The organism is Streptomyces sp. NPDC046909 (genome assembly GCF_040644695.1).
Classification (GTDB): Bacteria; Actinomycetota; Actinomycetes; order Streptomycetales; family Streptomycetaceae; genus Streptomyces.
Genome location: NZ_JBEYXC010000011.1, coordinates 134898 through 152025, shown reverse-complemented (window position 1 = coordinate 152025; position 17128 = coordinate 134898). Strand labels below are relative to the sequence as shown.

Here is a 17128-nt window from a genome sequence, read left to right as displayed (position 1 = left end):
CCTCCCGCGGGGGGTCGAAGGGGGCGCAGCCCCCTGGGGGATGGGACGGGTAGGGGCGGCGGGGGCGAGAACCACACCCCCGTCACCCACGTGGTCCCCGACAACACGCCCCCCACCTCCCCGCCCGTAAAGATGCCGACATGGGTATACGCACGCTCCACCGCCAGACGGCTCCGGCGCAGGCGACCACCGATGCGACCACGTCCACCCCACCCCCGTCGGTCCCACCCTTCGCGGCAACGGCCAGCACGGCCCGCATCCCGACCGACCACCTGGCCACCCTGACCGACGCCACCGCCCTGGCAACAGCACTGCGCACCAGGACAACAGGCCTCCGCCACCGCCTCACCCGCAGAAACTGGCGCCTCGCCTTAGACCAGGCCCGCAGCTACCTCGCCCTTCTCCTGACGGTTCTGCCCCGCTCCCGCCAGATCCGGACGGTCACCGTGTTCATGGCGACCGCGACCGCCACCGCAGGCACCGTCACCGACCGTCTCGACGGCTCAGCTCCCGGCCAGGGCCCCGCACCGGAACCGGACGCCGCACCCTGACCCCCACGGCGTACACCAGCACCCCCAGCACGAGCCCGGCGCCCGCCCCGAAGCACAGCGGCGCGATCAGCTCGAACGGCTTCGCGGTGGACCCCCAGTAGTCCCACCACCGCGAGGCCCGCTCCACCGCCCCCACCAGCGCACACCCGCCGATCAGCACACCGGCCCACCACCGGTCGCCCCGGGACAGCGCGGGCACCCCCGTCGCCGCCACAGCGGGCGCCCGCCGCAGCGCGTACACCAGGAACCCGGCGATCACGACCGCGGCCACCGCCGAACCGCCGTACTGCAGATACCAGTACAGCGGCGAGCCCGCGATCGTCTCGCCCAGCACGGGGAACAACCGCATCCCCCACCGGTCGAAATGCGTGAACGCGTCCCACACGACATGCGTCAACGCCCCCAGCGCCGCCGACACATACCACCGCACCACCAGCGACGGCCCAAAACGCTCACGTGCCGCCCCGCACCGCGTCAGCGCCCCGACCCGTCCCTGCCCCTTCATCGGAACCAACGCCACCAACGGTTCACGCACCAGCAACCACAACCCGACCAGCGCCCACGCCACGAGCACATCGACGGTGAAGACGCCCGCGAAGGAGTGGGTGAACTCCCCGAACTCCATCGCCCCGGACAGCACACTCGCCGCGAAATAGGTCATGTCGGGAGCGAAGGAACCCGCCACCAGCACCGCCGGGACCAGTCGTCCCCGGCCGGTGCCGTCGGTGCGTAAAGCGGGCAGTACAGCGGCTGCGTGGCTCAGCGTGAACGGCAAGAAGGCCCCCGGATTCGGTGTGGTCGGACGGCCCAGTATGGCCAATCGGTGAAAACCGGGCACTGGGGGCACCTCCCATGCTTTTAGGGCTATGGGGGAGGGTGCCCGAGGAAAGCAAGTTGTCGTAGGGTCGCCTGGGTCACCGCGCCGGGGGTGCGGTCGAACAGAAGAACGCGGCACTGAATAGCTCCACGGGGGCAACCCGCACCACGGGTCGATCGTCACACCATGACGAGCACGTCGTACGGAGACGGACGCTCGGGCGTCCACGGGAGGGGTTCACTTTATGTCGGCGCAATTCGGCAGGAGGCTGCGCAAGGGAGCGGTGGCCACCACCGTCGCCGCGGCTGCGGTCGCGGCACTGTCCGCGTCCCAGGCGCCCGGCGTGACGGTCGACGAGAGCGGCAGATCGACCACCGCCGACGCCCAGCCCTCACCCGACGCGACCGGCGACGACGGCGGAGCGACCGGCAACTCGCCGTACTACACGGACCTCCCGCCGCTCAACAGCCCGAACCCCGCACCGACCACGGGCAGCACCCCCGCCGCCACGGGCTCGGCCGAGGCCGGGATACCCGCGACCGTCCTCGACGCGTACAAGAAGGCCGCATCCGCGCTCCAGGAGTCCAAGCCCGGCTGCAATCTGCCCTGGGAACTCCTCGCCGCGATAGGCAAGGTCGAGTCCGGTCAGGCTCGCGGCGGCCGTGTCGACGCGGACGGCAACACCATCGGCAGGATCCTCGGCCCCAAGCTGAACGGCGTCGGCTTCGCGAACATCAGCGACACCGACGGCGGCGCGTACGACGGGGACACCGTCTACGACCGGGCCGTCGGCCCCATGCAGTTCATCCCCTCCACCTGGGAGTGGGCCGGCCGCGACGGCAACGGCGACGGCCAGAAGGACCCCAACAACATCTACGACGCGGCGCTCGCAGCCGGCCACTACCTGTGCCGCTACGGCTGGGACCTCTCCACCCAGTCCGACCTCAACAGCGCGATCCTCAGCTACAACAACTCGCAGGACTACCTGAACACCGTCCTGTCGTGGCTGGAGTACTACCGCAAGGGCACCCACGAGATCCCGGACGGCACCGGCAGCCTCCCCGGCAACCGCAGCGACGACGACAGCGGCGCGAGCCCCTCGCCGTCGCCCACGGAGCCGTCGACACCTGCCACGCCGACCACGCCGGCGACGCCCAGCACTCCCGCCACCCCGAGCACCCCGTCGACGCCCAGCACGCCGACCCCGACGCCCACCCCCACCGACACGGTGGACCACCTGGAGGACGCGGGCACCGCCAAGCTCACCGCGCAGGCCGGCGACGCCTTCACCAAGAGGATCAGCACGCGCGCGGAGACCTCCGCCGGCAAGGCCGTCGGCAAGGTCCGCATCCGCTTCACGATCGTCGGCGACACCGACGCCACCTTCACGGGCGGCGAGAGCGTCGCCACGGTGATCACCGACAGCTCCGGCGTGGCCGTCGCCCCTGTCCTGACGGCGGGCGAGAAGACGGGCGAGTTCACCGTCCGCACCACCGTCGTGGGCCGTGCGGTCACCGGCCTCGACTACGCGGCGACCGTCACCGAACGCGTCGCCGACACCCTCGTCCGCACCAGCGACACCGCCCTGACCTGCACCCCGGGCGGCGAGTTCGCCGACCAGGTCGAGGTGAAGGCGACCTACGGCGGCGCCGTCGCCGACGGAGTCGCGGCCACCGCCACCCTGATCACCTCGGCGGACGACGCCACCCAGAACACCAAGGGCCCCTACTTCAAGGACGCGGACGGCAAGACCGTACGCACCCTCACCGGCCTGGAGACGGACGCCGACGGCCTGCTCAAGCTGCCGAAGCTGTACTCGGACGACACCACCGGCACCTTCCTGCTCCGCATCAACACCTCCGGCGGCGCGACCCTGACCGTCGAACTGACTGTGGCCGCGGCCACCGAGTCCACGGAGTCCCCGAGCCCGTCGGCCAGCCCGAGCGCGTAGCGGCTCGTTCCTTTCGTACGGCCATGACGGCGCCCCCCGCCGGGAGGGGCGCCGTCGTCGTGTGCGACGTGTTCTCATCTCGCCCTCCCGTTGCTACGGTGCCGGATCTGACGACCTATCAGTTCCAGTCCGTCGGGAGGCCCGTATGCGTGCCCTGATCGCCGCCGCGATCGGCCTCGCCGTCGCGCTCGCCCTGGTCTTCACGATCACCGCGATGGGGTCGCCGGCCGGCAAGACGTCCCCGAAGCCGCTGCTGACGACGGTGCCGTCACACCCGTAACCGCCCGGGAGGGAGGCCGAGATGCGCCGCAAGGCCAGCCTGATCCTGCTCGCCCTCGCCGTGTTCTTCGCGGCACTGTCCCCACTGCTGCGCTGGTACGCCTTCCCGCGCCTGGCCAAGATCCCGGCCGGCCAGTACCAGGACATGGTCCTGGAGGCGAAGGACGCGACCCTCATGGACAACTCCATGCAGGTCAAGAAGGTCTCCAAGGTCACCATCGTGCAGACCCTCAAAGGCAACGTAGAGGCCTCCGAGGAGATCGAGAAGACACTCGGCCGGGACGTCGTCGTCTGGGACGGCCTCTCCTATGCGCAGGGCCCCGACGGACAGCAGGTCGCCTACATCCCCGAGCGGTACATCTTCGACGCCCACACCCAGGAACCGGTCCACGCCACCGGCGAGATGGTCGACGGCGACCCGGTCAAGCGCGAGGGCCTCGAATTCAAGTGGCCTTTCCTGACCGAGAAACGGGACTACGAGTACTTCGACGCCCAGACCCGCACCTCGTCCCCCATCCACTACAAGGGCACCCAGAACTTCCGCGGCCTGGAGGTCTACTACTTCGAGCAGACCATCCCCTGGACCCAGGTCAAGTGGCCCAAGAAGCTGCCCATAGCGGGCATCACCCCCGAGCAGCTCGAAAAGACCGGCACGACCCGCTGGTACACCACGGTCCGCAAGTTCTGGGTCGAACCCGTCACCGGCGCCCCCGTCTACGGCGAGGAGATCCACAAGGAGGAACTGCGCGGCGGCACCCTCCTCGGCGACCGCGACAAGGTCACCGCCTTCGCCGGCCATGTGAAGATGCGCGAGGACTACATCGAGCACACCGTCGACCTGGTCAAGTCCAACCGCACCCTGGTGCTCCTGATGACCTCGTACCTGCCCTGGGGCTTCGCGGGCCTCGGCGTCCTCCTGCTGGCCCTCTCGCTCTACCTGGAGGCCCGGGGCCGCCGCCCGGACGAACCGGAACCCGCCACGGACTCCGCCCCCGAACCGGTCACCGCCTGAGCCGCGCGTTCGTGTACCGCGTCGGCTCGGCGCCCGCCGGGTCCTCGGGCCACGGATGCTTCGGATACCGCCCGCGCAACTCCGCCCGCACCCCCTTGTAGCCGTCCTTCCAGAAGGACGCGAGATCGGCGGTGACGGCCGCCGGACGCCCGGCGGGGGACAGGAGATGGACGAGCAACGGGACCCCCGCGACCCGCGGCGACTCGTGCAGCCCGAACATCTCCTGCAACTTCACGGCGAGCACGGGCTGTTCGGGGTTCGCGTAGTCGATCCGGATTCTGGACCCACTCGGTACGGTCATCCGCTCCGGCGCGAGTTCGTCGAGCCGCGCGGCCTCCCCCGAGGCCCACGGCAACAACCGCGCGAGCGCCTCCCCGGCGTCGATCCGCGCAAGGTCGCCCTTCCGCCGGGCCCTGCCGAGCTCCGGCTCCAGCCACTCGTCCACGCGCGCGTGGAGCGCCTCGTCGGACACGTCCGGCCACGGCTCCCCGAGACGCAGCCGCAGGAAGGCGAGCCGCTGCCGCAGTACGCCCGCCTCGGGCGACCACCTGAGCAGCCCCAGCCCGTCCTGCCGCAGCCCTTCGAGAAGCGCCTCCCGTACGAGGGCGGGGTCCGGGTTCTTGAGCGGGCGCACCGCCAGTTCGATCGCCCCCAGCCGCTCCACGCGCCGCGCCACGACGTCCCCGTCGGCCCAGTGGACCTCGTCCCGCGTGTCGAGCAGCGCCCCGGCGGCCCGCCGCGCGGTCTCCTCGTCGACGGCCGCACCGAGCTGCACACGCGCGTGCCCCTTCCCGACGGGCCGGTCCGCGACAGCGACAGCGATCCAGGGCGCCCCGCGCAGCCCGGTGCCCTCCCGGACCTCGGCACGCGTCCCGGACACCATCAGATAGGAACCGCCGTCCGCCTTGGCGACCCGCTCGGGGAAGGCGAGCGCGGCGACGAGCCCGGCGAGGGCGTCGTCCGTGACAGAAGGAGAGGAGCCCGGCTCGGACACGAGGGCCTGCAACCGGCGTACCTCCGTGCGCCACCGTCCCGCGTAGGCGTCGCCGCCGCGCCGGGCCGTGCGCACCGCGGCCGCCAGGTCATCGCCGTACTCCCGCGGCGGTTCCTCGCTGAGCAGCGCCACCACCTCGGCCACCTCACGTGAGGCCCCCGCGTCGAGCAGGGCCCGGCCGAGCCGTGGATGCAGGCCGAGGCGGGCCAGCCGTACGCCCCGCTCCGTGGCCCGGCCGCCGGCGTCCACCGCGCCGACCGCCGACAGGACGCTCCGCGCGGCGGCCATGGCGCCGCCCGGCGGGGGATCCAGCAGCGCCAGCCCGGAGGCGTCAGGGTCGCCCCAGCAGGCCGTCTGGAGGGCGAACGCCGTCAGGTCGGCCACCTTGATCTCCGGGGCCGGGAAGAGCGGCAGACGGGCGTCCTCGGCCTCCGCCCAGCAGCGGTACACCGCGCCCGGCGCCTCCCGCCCGGCCCGTCCCGCGCGCTGCCGGCCGGCCGCGCGTGAGGCCCGTACCGTCGCCAGCGCGCTCAGCCCGCGCGCGTGGTCGACGCGCGGCTCCCGCGCGAGCCCCGAGTCCACGACGACCCGCACCCCGGGCACCGTCAGGGAGGACTCGGCCACCGAAGTCGCCAGGACCACCCGGCGCCGCTTCCCGGGTGCCAGTACCGCGTCCTGCACGGCCGCCGGAGCCCGCCCGTGCACCTGGAGCACCTCGGTCCCGCCGAGATCGCCGAGCTGCCCGGCGACGCGCGCGATCTCGCCGACACCCGGCAGGAAACACAGCACGTCCCCGTCCCGCTCGGCCAGCACCCGCCGCACCACCGACGCCACATGCGTCAGCAGCGCCGGATCCACCCGCATCCCGTGCGGCGGCCGCACGGGCCGTAGGGGCGGCGCCCACACGACCTCCACGGGATGCGAGACGCCCGCCGCCGCCACGACCGGCGCCCCGCCGAGCAGCCGGGCCCAGCCCTCCGCGTCGGTGGTCGCCGACGCGGCCACCAGCCGCAGCTCCGGCCGCAGGGCCTGCCGTACGTCCCACAGGAAGGCCGCCGTCGTGTCCGCGTCCAGGTGGCGTTCGTGGCACTCGTCGAGGATCACCGCGTCGACGCCCGCGAGCTCCTGGTCGCGTTGGAGGCGTTGCAGCAGCACACCCGTCGTGACGACCTCCACGCGTGTGTGCCGCCCGACGACCCGTTCCCCGCGCACGGTGTACCCGACGTTGTCGCCGGGCTTCTCGCCCAGCAGCCACGCCATCCGCCGGGCGGCGGCCCGGGCGGCGATACGGCGCGGTTCCGCGACGACGACCCTCCGCGCGGGAGCGCCGGAGTCCAGGAGACCCGCCAGCGCCAGCGGCACCAGGGTGGTCTTGCCGGTTCCGGGCGGCGCGACGAGGACGGCGGTGCCGTGCGCCTCCAGGGCGTCGGTCAGGGCGGGCAGGGCACCGCGTACCGGAAGGGCGTCCAGGGCGTCGTAACGGATCACACGCTCAGTCTCGTACGCACACGAAGATCGCCGAGCCCGGGATCAGATTCCCGCGCAGCGGGGACCAGCCGCCCCACTCCGAGGTGTTCCAGGACGGCCACTCCGGCTCCACCAGGTCCACCAGGCGCAGGTCCGCCGCGACGATGTCCCGGACGCGGTCGCCGACGGTCCGGTGGTGCTCGACGTACACCGCGCGGCCGTTCTCGTCCTGCTCGACGTAGGGCGTGCGGTCGAAGTACGAGGCCGAGACACTCAGCCCTTCCGGGCCGGGCTCGTCCGGGAAGGCCCAGCGGATCGGGTGGGTCACCGAGAACACGAAACGGCCGCCGGGGCGCAGCACCCGGCGCACCTCCGACAGCACCAGCACCGGGTCCGCGACGAAGGGCAGCGCCCCGTACGCCGAGCACGCCAGGTCGAAGGAGGCGTCCGCGAAGGGGAGGGCGCCGGCGTCGGCGCAGACGAGGGGGAACGTTCCGCCGATGCGCAGCGCGTGCTGGAGCTGGCGGTGCGAGATGTCGAGGGCGACCGGGCGGGCGCCCTGCGCGGCCAGCCAGCGCGAGCACTGGGCCGCGCCGGCGCCGATCTCCAGGACGTCCTTGCCCTTCAGCTCCTCCGGCGGACCGAGCAGCTCGGCCTCGATCTCGTCCAGGCCCTCGGGTCCCCATACGAAGCGGTCGTCGCCGAGGAACGTGCCGTGCTCGACCTGGTACTCGTCCGCGTTGCGGTCCCACCACCCCCGGTTGGCCCGGGAGCTCTCCGTGACGTTCGCCTCACGGCGGACCGCTTCCGGCTCGTCGTCGGGCTGTGACAGCGGCGCGGGCGATTTGGGCTCTTGGATGATCGGCTCCCTCGTCGTACTCTTCCGTCCAACCTGTCGCGGCGGCCGTCACGAAAGGGGCGCCATCGGGCCTGCGTGGCCTCGTGAGACAGGTTTTGTGCCGGGTATGCGGCGATCCGCCCCGGGTGTGCGCCTTCGCGCATTGACCCTGTCCGGCTGCCCCCGTATGCTACAAGTTGCGCTGCGGGCCTGCGCACCTCAGACGTAGCAGGCTGCGCTCGCATCTGTTGTATGTCCCCTCGGTTTTCGAGGCGTCATCGGATTTTTTCTGGTCTGGCGCTTCCCTGGCTGTCTGGCTTCTTCAGAGCGATACGGGCTCCCGGCGTAGCAGTACCTACGACTTTCTGTCCGTAACCGGAGCCCTTTCCCACATGACGAGCAGCACCGAGACCACCGCCACCACCCCGCAGGTTGCGGTCAACGACATCGGTAACGAGGAAGCCTTCCTCGCCGCGATCGACGAGACGATCAAGTACTTCAACGACGGCGACATCGTCGACGGCGTCATCGTGAAGGTCGACCGGGACGAGGTCCTGCTCGACATCGGTTACAAGACCGAAGGCGTTATCCCGAGCCGCGAGCTCTCCATCAAGCACGACGTCGACCCCAACGAGGTCGTCGCCGTGGGCGATGAGATCGAGGCCCTCGTTCTCCAGAAGGAGGACAAGGAAGGCCGTCTCATCCTGTCCAAGAAGCGCGCTCAGTACGAGCGTGCCTGGGGCACGATCGAGAAGATCAAGGAAGAGGACGGCATCGTCACCGGTACCGTCATCGAGGTCGTCAAGGGTGGTCTCATCCTCGACATCGGCCTCCGCGGCTTCCTCCCGGCCTCCCTGGTCGAGATGCGCCGTGTCCGCGACCTCCAGCCCTACGTGGGCAAGGAGCTCGAGGCGAAGATCATCGAGCTGGACAAGAACCGCAACAACGTGGTCCTGTCTCGCCGTGCCTGGCTGGAGCAGACCCAGTCCGAGGTCCGCCAGACGTTCCTCACCACCCTCCAGAAGGGTCAGGTCCGCTCCGGCGTCGTCTCCTCGATCGTCAACTTCGGTGCCTTCGTGGACCTGGGTGGCGTCGACGGTCTGGTGCACGTCTCCGAGCTGTCCTGGAAGCACATCGACCACCCGTCCGAGGTTGTCGAGGTCGGCCAGGAAGTCACCGTCGAGGTCCTCGACGTCGACATGGACCGCGAGCGTGTCTCCCTGTCGCTGAAGGCGACGCAGGAGGACCCGTGGCAGCAGTTCGCCCGGACCCACCAGATCGGTCAGGTCGTCCCGGGTAAGGTCACCAAGCTGGTTCCGTTCGGTGCGTTCGTCCGCGTGGACGAGGGCATCGAGGGTCTGGTCCACATCTCCGAGCTGGCCGAGCGCCACGTGGAGATCCCGGAGCAGGTCGTCCAGGTCAACGACGAGATCTTCGTCAAGGTCATCGACATCGACCTCGAGCGTCGTCGCATCAGCCTCTCGCTGAAGCAGGCCAACGAGTCCTTCGGTGCCGACCCGGCCTCGGTCGAGTTCGACCCGACCCTGTACGGCATGGCCGCGTCCTACGACGACCAGGGCAACTACATCTACCCCGAGGGCTTCGACCCCGAGACCAACGACTGGCTCGAGGGCTTCGAGTCCCAGCGTGAGGTGTGGGAGAACCAGTACGCCGAGGCGCAGTCCCGCTTCGAGCAGCACCAGCAGCAGGTCATCAAGAGCCGCGAGGCCGACGCCGCTGCCGCTGCCGAGGGTGGCGACGCCGCGGGTGCGGCTCCGGCCGCGGGCGGTGGCGGCTCGTACTCCTCCGAGGGTGCGGACACCTCCGGTGCCCTTGCTTCGGACGAGGCGCTTGCCGCTCTGCGCGAGAAGCTGGCCGGCGGCCAGAGCTGATCGCTCACTGAGCACTAGCTCATAACTGAGGGCCCGTACCTTTCGAGGTACGGGCCCTCAGCCATGTGCTCACGCAGAAACGTGTGGGATACACGAGTAACCCCTGTGCCGTAACGGGTCGTTGGGACGCTTCCCCGGTCATTCAAGATCGGAAAAGGGGAGCCGAACTCATGGCACACACTCAGAGCCGACGCGCGTTCCTGCGCAACGTGGGCCTCACCGGCGGCGCGGGAACCATGTTCGCCACCATGGGCGCCCTCGGGCTCGCACCCACCGCACAAGCCGCCGAACAGCCCTTCCGGGCGCTCAGCACGAGCGACTTCACGCTCACCGGACGCGGCGCCGCGAAGGTCGTCATCGTCGGAGGCGGCATCGCCGGGCTGACCGCCGCGTACGAACTCGGGAAAGCGGGCTATGACTGTACGGTCCTGGAGGCCAGGGACCGCACCGGCGGACGCAACTTCACCGTACGCGGCGGGGACACCACGACCGACCTGTACGGCAACACGCAGACCGCCCGTTTCGCCGACGGGCACTACATGAACGCCGGGCCCGCCCGGATCCCGCAGTGGATGGTCACCCTCGACTACTGCCGTGAACTCGGCGTGCCCATCGAGGTGTTCACCAACGTCAACGCGGACGCGTACCTGTACAACGAGTCGGCCGGGATGACGAAGCCGATGCGCTACCGGACCGCGAAGGCCGATGTCTACGGCTATGTCTCGGAGTTGCTCGCCAAGGCCACCGACAAGGGCGCCCTCGACCAGGAGTTGACGGCCGACGACCAGGAGCGGCTCGTCGAGTTCCTCAAGGACTGGGGCGAGCTCGGCGACACCCTGGCGTACGAGGGCGGCGAGCGGCGCGGCTACACGACCGTACCGGCCGCCGCGGGGACGCCCGGCGTGCTGCTCGGGGACGTGCCGAGCGCCTCCGATGTCTTCGCCAGCGGTGTCGGACGGTACTTCTCCTTCGAGTTCGGCTTCGACCAGGCCATGCTGATGTTCCAGCCCGTGGGCGGCATGGACCAGATACCCAAGGCGCTCACGCGTGCGGTCGGCGCCCACCGGGTACGTACAGGGGCGGCGGTCACGAAAATCACCGACACCGGGAGCGGCGTCACCGTCACCTACACCCAGGGCGGCCGCAGGAAGGCCGTCGACGCCGACTACTGCATCGCCGCGCTCCCGCCGAACATCCTCGCCAAGATCCCGCACAACCTCGGCTCCGGAGTGCAGTCCGCACTGGAGGCCATCACCCCGTCCTCCGCCGCCAAGATCGGCCTGGAGTACCGCTCCCGCTGGTGGGAGCTCGACCACCGCATCTACGGCGGCATCACCGAGACCGACCAGGACATCACCCACATCTGGCACCCGTCGTACGGCTTCCACGGCGAGCGGGGCATCCTCATCGGCTACTACAACTACGGCGGCGACGCGGACACGTACGCCAAGCTCAGCCCCCGGCAGCGCGAGGCGCGGGCGGTGGCCGCGGGCGTGAAGATCTACGGCGAGAAGTACCGCAGCGAACTCGTCTCCTCCTTCTCCCACCACTGGCGTCAGACACCGCATCTGGAGGCCGCCTGGCACAACACCCCGGGCGGTCCCGACGACACCCGCTACCAGCCGCTGAACGAACCCGCCGGCCGCGTCTCGTTCGCCGGCGACTGGCTCAGCTACACCGACGCCTGGCAGCACGGCGCGTTCACCTCGGCCCGCAAGGCCGTGACAGCCCTCCACGCGCGCGTGCTCGCCTCGTGACGCGGTGGAGCGGCACATGAGAACCCCGTAAGACGTGGCTGATCAGGGGCGTGGGCGGGAATGCCCACGTCCCGGGGCGCGTTGTGCAGTACGAACACGAGGAGGAGCGGTCACTGTGCTTGATCCGCAGGGTTTGTACGCATGGGAGCCGAAGGGCCTGGACGTCGTCGACATGGCGCTCGCCCAGGAGTCGGCAGGCCTTGTCATGCTCTACCACTTCGACGGATACATCGACGCGGGCGAGACCGGCGACCAGATCGTCGACCGGCTGCTCGACTCGCTGCCCCACCAGGTCGTCGCCCGGTTCGACCACGACCGGCTCGTGGACTACCGCGCCCGCCGCCCGCTGCTGACCTTCAAGCGCGACCGGTGGACGGAGTACGAGGAGCCCACCATCGACGTGCGGCTCGTCCAGGACACCACCGGAGCGCCCTTCCTGCTGCTGTCCGGGCCCGAGCCGGACGTGGAGTGGGAGCGCTTCGCCGCCGCCGTCCAGCAGATCGTGGAGCGGCTCGGCGTCCGCCTGTCCGTGAACTTCCACGGCATCCCGATGGGCGTCCCGCACACCCGCCCCGTCGGCCTCACCCCGCACGGCAACCGCAACGACCTCGTCCCGGGCCACCGCAGCCCCTTCGACGAGGCGCAGGTCCCCGGCAGCGCCGAGGCGCTCGTCGAGTACCGCCTCATGGAGGCAGGACACGACGTACTGGGCGTCGCCGCGCACGTCCCGCACTACATCGCCCGCTCTCCGTACCCGGACGCGGCGCTGACCGTCCTGGAGGCCATCACCTCCGGCACCGGCCTGGTCCTGCCGGGCATCGCGCACGCCCTGCGCACCGAGGCGCACCGCACGCAGACCGAGATCGACCGCCAGATCCAGGAGGGCGACGAGGACCTCGTGGCCCTCGTCCAGGGCCTTGAACACCAGTACGACGCGGCCGCGGGCGCCGAGACCCGGGGGAACATGCTCGCCGAGCCGGTGGACATCCCCTCGGCGGACGAGATCGGGCGGGAGTTCGAGAAGTTCCTGGCGGAGCGGGAAGGCGACGGCTGACGGGCTTCGCGGGGTGCGCCGCCAGTGGCGGGGCGCCCTCCGCGGGGTGCGTTGTCAGTGGCGGGTCCTAAGCTTTCCCGCATGCTGAAAGTGGGCCTGACCGGTGGGATCGGCGCCGGCAAGAGCGAGGTGTCACGGCTGCTCGTGGAGAGCGGGGCCGTGCTGATCGACGCGGACCGTATCGCGCGCGAGGTCGTCGAACCCGGTACGCCGGGGCTGACGGCGATCGTCGAGGCCTTCGGCCCAGACGTCCTCGCCGCCGACGGCAGCCTGGACCGGCCGAAGCTGGGCTCGATCGTCTTCGCCGACCCCGACAGGCTCGCCGTGCTCAACTCGATCGTGCACCCGCTCGTCGGCGCCCGCTCCCGCGAGCTGGAATCGGCGGCCGCGGACGACGCCGTCGTGATCCACGACGTCCCGCTCCTCGCCGAGAACAGCCTCGCGCCCCTCTACGACGTCGTGGTCGTCGTCGACGCGAGCCCCGAGACCCAGCTCGACCGGCTCGTGCGCCTGCGCGGCATGACCGAGGAGGACGCCCGCGCGCGGATGGCCGCCCAGGCGACCCGCGAGAAGCGCCGGGAGATCGCCGACATCGTCATCGACAACGACGTACCCCTGGACGACCTGCGACGACGCGTCGCGGACGTATGGGCCGAACTCGTACGAAGAGCCCACGCGGCCCAGGTGGCGCAGTCGTCGCAGGAATAGCGGCCCCCCGTCCGGGCGTTGAACCCTTCCAGTGAGGGAAGGACTCTGCCGTGCCCGAGACCAGCGGTTCCACCGGACGTACTCCGGAGACGCATGTCATCGACTTCCGTGCCGCCGAGCATCTGCTCGCCGCACGGGATCCGCGGGGCGCGGTGAAGCTGCTCGACTCCGTCATCGCCGCGCACCCCGAGAACACCGCCGCCCGGCTGCTGCGCGCACGTGCCTTCTTCGCGGCCGCGCAACTGCGTCCCGCCGAGCTGGAGTTCACCATCGTCCTGGAGCGCGAGCCGGACAACGCCTTCGCCCACTTCGCGCTCGCCCGCACCTATGAGCGACAGGCGCGCCCCGACGAGGCCAAGCGCCACTTCCGGCTGGCGGCCGCGCTGGACCCGAACCCGCAGTATCTGCGGGCGGCGCGGTTCGAGTCCTGAGGGCCGGCCGGCCGGGCGGCTAACGGTTCTCCGGTGGGCGGTACGGCGGGATGTCCGGGCCCGGCTGGTAGTGCGGGCCCTGGCGGATGTGCCGGAGGATCAGCGTCAGATCGACCGTGATCACCAGCCACAGCACCCCGCAGGCGATGGCCCAGCCGGTGCGGCCCGCGAGGGCGAACGCGGCCGTGCCGAAAACCGCCCAGACCAGCCCCCACACACTCAGCCAGAAGCGCGCCCGCAGTGCACTGCGCGCGGTCGTCGGCTCACTGCCCGTACGCATCGGGATCACGGCTCCTCCTTGCAACGTACCCTTCGGTGCGAGGTTCACCCAGAGCGGGCGAACAGGGGGAGGGCCGTGTGCTTCCGGACGCCGACGAGCTCGCCGAGGTGCTGCTGGACCTCGCCGTACCGCACGAGGACATCAACGAACTGATCGGCCTCCTGCCGACGCTGACGGCCGACACCGGGGCGATGCGGCTCCTGGAGGAGTGCGTCGCGGAACTGGTGCGCGACATGGGGAAGATCGTCGAGTACGGCGACGGACTCCAGCTGCGCGAGCGGGTCACCGAGGCCCCGGCCCCGCTGGCCGCCTGCTTCGCCGCGTACGTACTGGTCGCGACGCTGCCGCACACGCGCGCGTACCACCACGCTCACGGCATCCCCGCCGACATCTCCCGACGCACCCTCGCCGACCTCGGGCGGCACATGGCCCTCCACCGCAGGCGCTACGGCACCTGCGGAGTGCGGTCCCCGCAATGGCTCACGCTCCACTTCCGCGGTGAGCTGTACCAGTTGGGGCGGCTCCAGTTCCAGCGGGCGAACCTCTGGCGGCGGGCGGCCTCGACGTTCGCAACGGCCGGGATGAACGCGGCCGAGGGCACGCCGTGCCTGGACATCCACATCCCCGAGTTCCTCGGCCCGCTGTCACCGGCGGCCTGCGACCGTTCGCTGGCGCTGGCCCGCGCGTTCTTCGCGGAGCACTACCCCGCGGAGGAGTACCGGACGGCGATGTGCCACTCCTGGCTCCTGGACCCGCAGTTGAAGCAGCACCTGCCCGCCGACTCCAACATCGTCCGGTTCCAGGAACGGTTCCGGATCGCCCGCCAGGACACCGAGCCCGCCGACACGGAACCCGTCCAGTTCGTGTTCGGAGACCCGGAGCTGCCGGTGGCGGGTCTGCCGCGGCGCACGACGCTGGAGCGGGCGATCGGAGACCGGCTGCGGGCGGGAGGGCACTGGTACATCGGGCGCGGATGGCTGCCGCTGTAACTCGTACGGGTGAAGACGTTCGATGGGGGAACGGCCCTGCGCTGGTGGCCCGTTGGACGGGCATGGAGATGAAGATGCGTGAGGGGTACGAGGGGACCGGGCCCGGGGCGATCACTCCCGACGGCTGCGCGGTGGAGCTGTACGCGCGGCTGACGGTGGGGAACGAGCCGGACATCATCGCCGCGGCCGTGCCGGCGGGCGCGCACGTCCTGGAACTGGGCTGCGGTGTCGGGCGGGTGACGCACCCGCTCCTGGAACGGGGCTTCACGGTCACGGCGGTGGACGAGTCCCCGCAGATGCTGGAACGCGTCCGCGGGGCGCGCACGATATGCGCCCCGGTCGAAGGGCTGGACCTGGGCGAGACATTCGACGTGGTGATGCTCGCGTCGTTCCTGGTGCACGCCGGGGACGTGGAGGTGCGGCGCGGAATGCTGCGGGCGTGTGCGCGGCACGTCTCCGAGGAGGGGTGTGTGCTGATCCAGCGGGAGGGCGCGGACTACCACACCAACCTGCCGCGCGAACGGGTGGACGCCGCCGGTTTCACCGTACGGATGGTGTCGGCGGAGCCGGTCGGGGACGGGGTGAACTCGGTGCACGCGGAGTACGAGTTCCCGGACGCGGTGTGGACCCAGACGTTCCTGGCACGGCCGCTGACGGAGGAACAGTTCGAGGAGGCGTTGGGGGAGGCGGGGCTGAGGGTGGACAAGTATCTGACGGAGGACGGGACTTGGGTGAGGGCGGTGCCGGTGGGCGGGCGTTAGGGCCGGGAAGGGAACGGGGCGCTGGGCAGCGATGAGTTTTCGAGTGGGCGTCGGTCTACCTCTGTGACAGCACAACGGACCGCTTCCCACAGGAGACCCCGATGTCCGAGACCACCGTCCCCGTCACCACCGTCACCGCTCAGTCCGGAACCTCCGGCTCCGGCATCGTCGTCGCCGAGTCCGCGACCGCGCGTGGCCGCCGGGCCCGGATCGCCCTGCGCACCCTCCAGGTCGTGCTCGCCCTGTTCTACGCGTTCGCCAGTGCGCTGCCCAAGCTGATCGCCCACCCCTCGGCCTCCGAGGGCTTCGCGGAGATGGGCTGGGGCAACGCGGGGATGTACACCATCGGCGCACTCGAACTGGCCGGTGCCGTCGCACTGTTGATCCCGGTGCTCCAGTCGGTGGCCGCGATGGCACTGAGCGCGCTGATGGTGGGCGCGTTCGTCGTCCAGCTCTCCTACTTCGACGGGGAGAACGCGGCGACACCGCTCATCCTGATCGTGCCGCTGGCCCTCATCGCCTGGGCTCGGCGCGGCCAGAACGAGCGGCTGCTGGGACTGGTACGGCGACGTGCCTGAACGACGCACAGGGCGATGGCGTTCGGAGGGGCCTCGGGGCCCGGTCCGGACGTCGTCGCCGTGTGTGTGCGGTGGGGTGTCTGCGGGTTTCGGAGGGAAGGCGATCGACAGCTGGCTGGTCCGGACGGCTCGCGTCACCGACCCCCTGAGCCAGGCGCCCCAGGGCGCCCGCCCACTCCGCGCAGGCGTTCCATGTCCCGTCGGTCTCGTTTGGTGGGGCGGCCCGTGCCGCGGTCGCGGATGCCGGCGGGGGCGATGTGCTCGCGGGGCGGGGGCGGGGGGCTGTTGTCGACGTAGCACTGGGTGGCCACCGGGGCACCGACTCGCTTGCGGATGAGGCGCTTGACGACGACGATCCGTTCCCGGCCCTCGTGGACCAGGCGGACCTCGTCGCCGACGCGGAGGGAGTGGGCCGGTTTGACCCGGTCACCGTTCACGCGTACGTGACCGCCCTTGCACGCGGCGCCGCCCGCGGAGCGGGTCTTGACCAGCCGTACGGACCAGATCCAGCTGTCGACGCGGACGGTCTCCCCGTGCTGGGGTCCGGCGGCCTCGGCGGCGGCCACCGCGGCGGCGACCTTCGGATCCACGGTCGCCTTCGCCTCGGCGCCGGCCGGGTCGGTGCCGGAGGCGTCGGCCCCAGCGGTGTCGGCGTCGGGCACGCCTGCCCCCGGGCCCGTCACAGCGGTGCCGGTCGGGTCGTTCGGGTCGGTGTGAGTGCCGTCAGCAGCCATGCCCCGACCTTAGTCCGTCCCGCACACCCCGGTAC

At 71.0% G+C, this 17128-nt stretch carries 17 protein-coding genes; 12 read left to right on the top strand and 5 right to left on the bottom strand.

Annotated features, from left to right (window positions below):
* The first annotated feature begins 140 nt into the window (after positions 1–140).
* Positions 141–551 carry a hypothetical protein gene (locus ABZ928_RS32950; RefSeq protein ID WP_361527035.1) on the top strand — a complete coding sequence of 137 codons (411 nt, stop codon included), beginning with the start codon at positions 141–143 and terminating at the stop codon, positions 549–551.
* On the opposite strand, the gene ABZ928_RS32945 is transcribed toward ABZ928_RS32950, so the two are convergent.
* Positions 484–1326, bottom strand: coding sequence for a DUF4184 family protein (locus ABZ928_RS32945; RefSeq protein WP_361527033.1), 843 nt, complete (start codon positions 1324–1326; stop codon positions 484–486). The genes ABZ928_RS32950 and ABZ928_RS32945 overlap by 68 nt on opposite strands.
* A gap of 286 nt (positions 1327–1612) precedes the next feature.
* Between ABZ928_RS32945 and ABZ928_RS32940 the strand changes: the two genes are divergently transcribed.
* The 3 genes from ABZ928_RS32940 to ABZ928_RS32930 all read left to right on the top strand — a co-directional run bounded on the left by ABZ928_RS32940 (position 1613) and on the right by ABZ928_RS32930 (position 4610).
* Positions 1613–3319, top strand: a complete 1707-nt coding sequence (locus tag ABZ928_RS32940) for a lytic transglycosylase domain-containing protein (protein WP_361527031.1) — start codon at positions 1613–1615, stop codon at positions 3317–3319.
* Between the two features lie 145 nt (positions 3320–3464).
* Positions 3465–3599 (top strand): SPW_0924 family protein, encoded by a 135-nt coding sequence (locus ABZ928_RS32935; protein WP_361527029.1) that lies wholly within the window; start codon positions 3465–3467, stop codon positions 3597–3599.
* Between the two features lie 21 nt (positions 3600–3620).
* A complete protein-coding gene (locus tag ABZ928_RS32930) occupies positions 3621–4610 on the top strand; it encodes a DUF3068 domain-containing protein (protein ID WP_361527027.1) in 990 nt (329 codons plus the stop codon).
* Here the strand turns inward: ABZ928_RS32930 and hrpB are convergent.
* Together hrpB and ABZ928_RS32920 are read right to left on the bottom strand one after the other, a co-directional pair.
* Complete coding sequence (hrpB, locus tag ABZ928_RS32925) at positions 4600–7092, bottom strand: ATP-dependent helicase HrpB (RefSeq protein WP_361527025.1); 2493 nt, start codon at positions 7090–7092, stop codon at positions 4600–4602. The genes ABZ928_RS32930 and hrpB overlap by 11 nt on opposite strands.
* A 4-nt stretch (positions 7093–7096) precedes the next feature.
* Positions 7097–7933, bottom strand: coding sequence for a class I SAM-dependent methyltransferase (locus tag ABZ928_RS32920; RefSeq protein ID WP_361527393.1), 837 nt, complete (start codon positions 7931–7933; stop codon positions 7097–7099).
* Between the two features lie 368 nt (positions 7934–8301).
* Here ABZ928_RS32920 and rpsA point away from each other — a divergent pair, with 368 nt between their 5' ends.
* From rpsA to ABZ928_RS32895, 5 genes are all read left to right on the top strand, one after another.
* Complete coding sequence (gene rpsA / locus ABZ928_RS32915; RefSeq protein WP_361527023.1) at positions 8302–9801, top strand: 30S ribosomal protein S1; 1500 nt, start codon at positions 8302–8304, stop codon at positions 9799–9801.
* Between the two features lie 236 nt (positions 9802–10037).
* The gene (locus ABZ928_RS32910; RefSeq protein ID WP_361527391.1) at positions 10038–11558 is read left to right on the top strand and encodes a flavin monoamine oxidase family protein; all 1521 of its coding nucleotides are present in this window, start codon (positions 10038–10040) and stop codon (positions 11556–11558) included.
* A 115-nt stretch (positions 11559–11673) separates the two neighbouring features.
* Positions 11674–12612 carry a PAC2 family protein gene (locus ABZ928_RS32905; protein ID WP_361527021.1) on the top strand — a complete coding sequence of 313 codons (939 nt, stop codon included), beginning with the start codon at positions 11674–11676 and terminating at the stop codon, positions 12610–12612.
* 81 nt (positions 12613–12693) lie between these two features.
* Positions 12694–13320 (top strand): dephospho-CoA kinase, encoded by a 627-nt coding sequence (gene coaE / locus ABZ928_RS32900; protein ID WP_361527019.1) that lies wholly within the window; start codon positions 12694–12696, stop codon positions 13318–13320.
* A gap of 50 nt (positions 13321–13370) precedes the next feature.
* Entirely contained in the window at positions 13371–13751 is a 381-nt protein-coding gene (locus ABZ928_RS32895) for a tetratricopeptide repeat protein (RefSeq protein ID WP_361527017.1), read from the top strand.
* Between the two features lie 19 nt (positions 13752–13770).
* Here ABZ928_RS32895 and ABZ928_RS32890 read toward each other — a convergent pair whose 3' ends face one another.
* On the bottom strand, positions 13771–14031 hold the full coding sequence (locus tag ABZ928_RS32890; protein WP_361527389.1) for a DUF6343 family protein: 261 nt from the start codon (positions 14029–14031) through the stop codon (positions 13771–13773).
* Between the two features lie 77 nt (positions 14032–14108).
* Between ABZ928_RS32890 and ABZ928_RS32885 the strand changes: the two genes are divergently transcribed.
* The 3 genes from ABZ928_RS32885 to ABZ928_RS32875 all read left to right on the top strand — a co-directional run bounded on the left by ABZ928_RS32885 (position 14109) and on the right by ABZ928_RS32875 (position 16359).
* Entirely contained in the window at positions 14109–15020 is a 912-nt protein-coding gene (locus ABZ928_RS32885; protein WP_361527015.1) for an acyltransferase domain-containing protein, read from the top strand.
* Positions 15021–15082: 62 nt separating this feature from the next.
* Positions 15083–15781, top strand: coding sequence for a class I SAM-dependent methyltransferase (locus ABZ928_RS32880; RefSeq protein WP_361527387.1), 699 nt, complete (start codon positions 15083–15085; stop codon positions 15779–15781).
* A gap of 101 nt (positions 15782–15882) precedes the next feature.
* Entirely contained in the window at positions 15883–16359 is a 477-nt protein-coding gene (locus ABZ928_RS32875; RefSeq protein WP_361527013.1) for a DoxX family protein, read from the top strand.
* A 134-nt stretch (positions 16360–16493) separates the two neighbouring features.
* Here the strand turns inward: ABZ928_RS32875 and ABZ928_RS32870 are convergent, their stop codons facing one another.
* The gene (locus ABZ928_RS32870; protein WP_361527011.1) at positions 16494–17093 is read right to left on the bottom strand and encodes an RNA-binding S4 domain-containing protein; all 600 of its coding nucleotides are present in this window, start codon (positions 17091–17093) and stop codon (positions 16494–16496) included.
* Between the last annotated feature and the right edge of the window lie 35 nt (positions 17094–17128).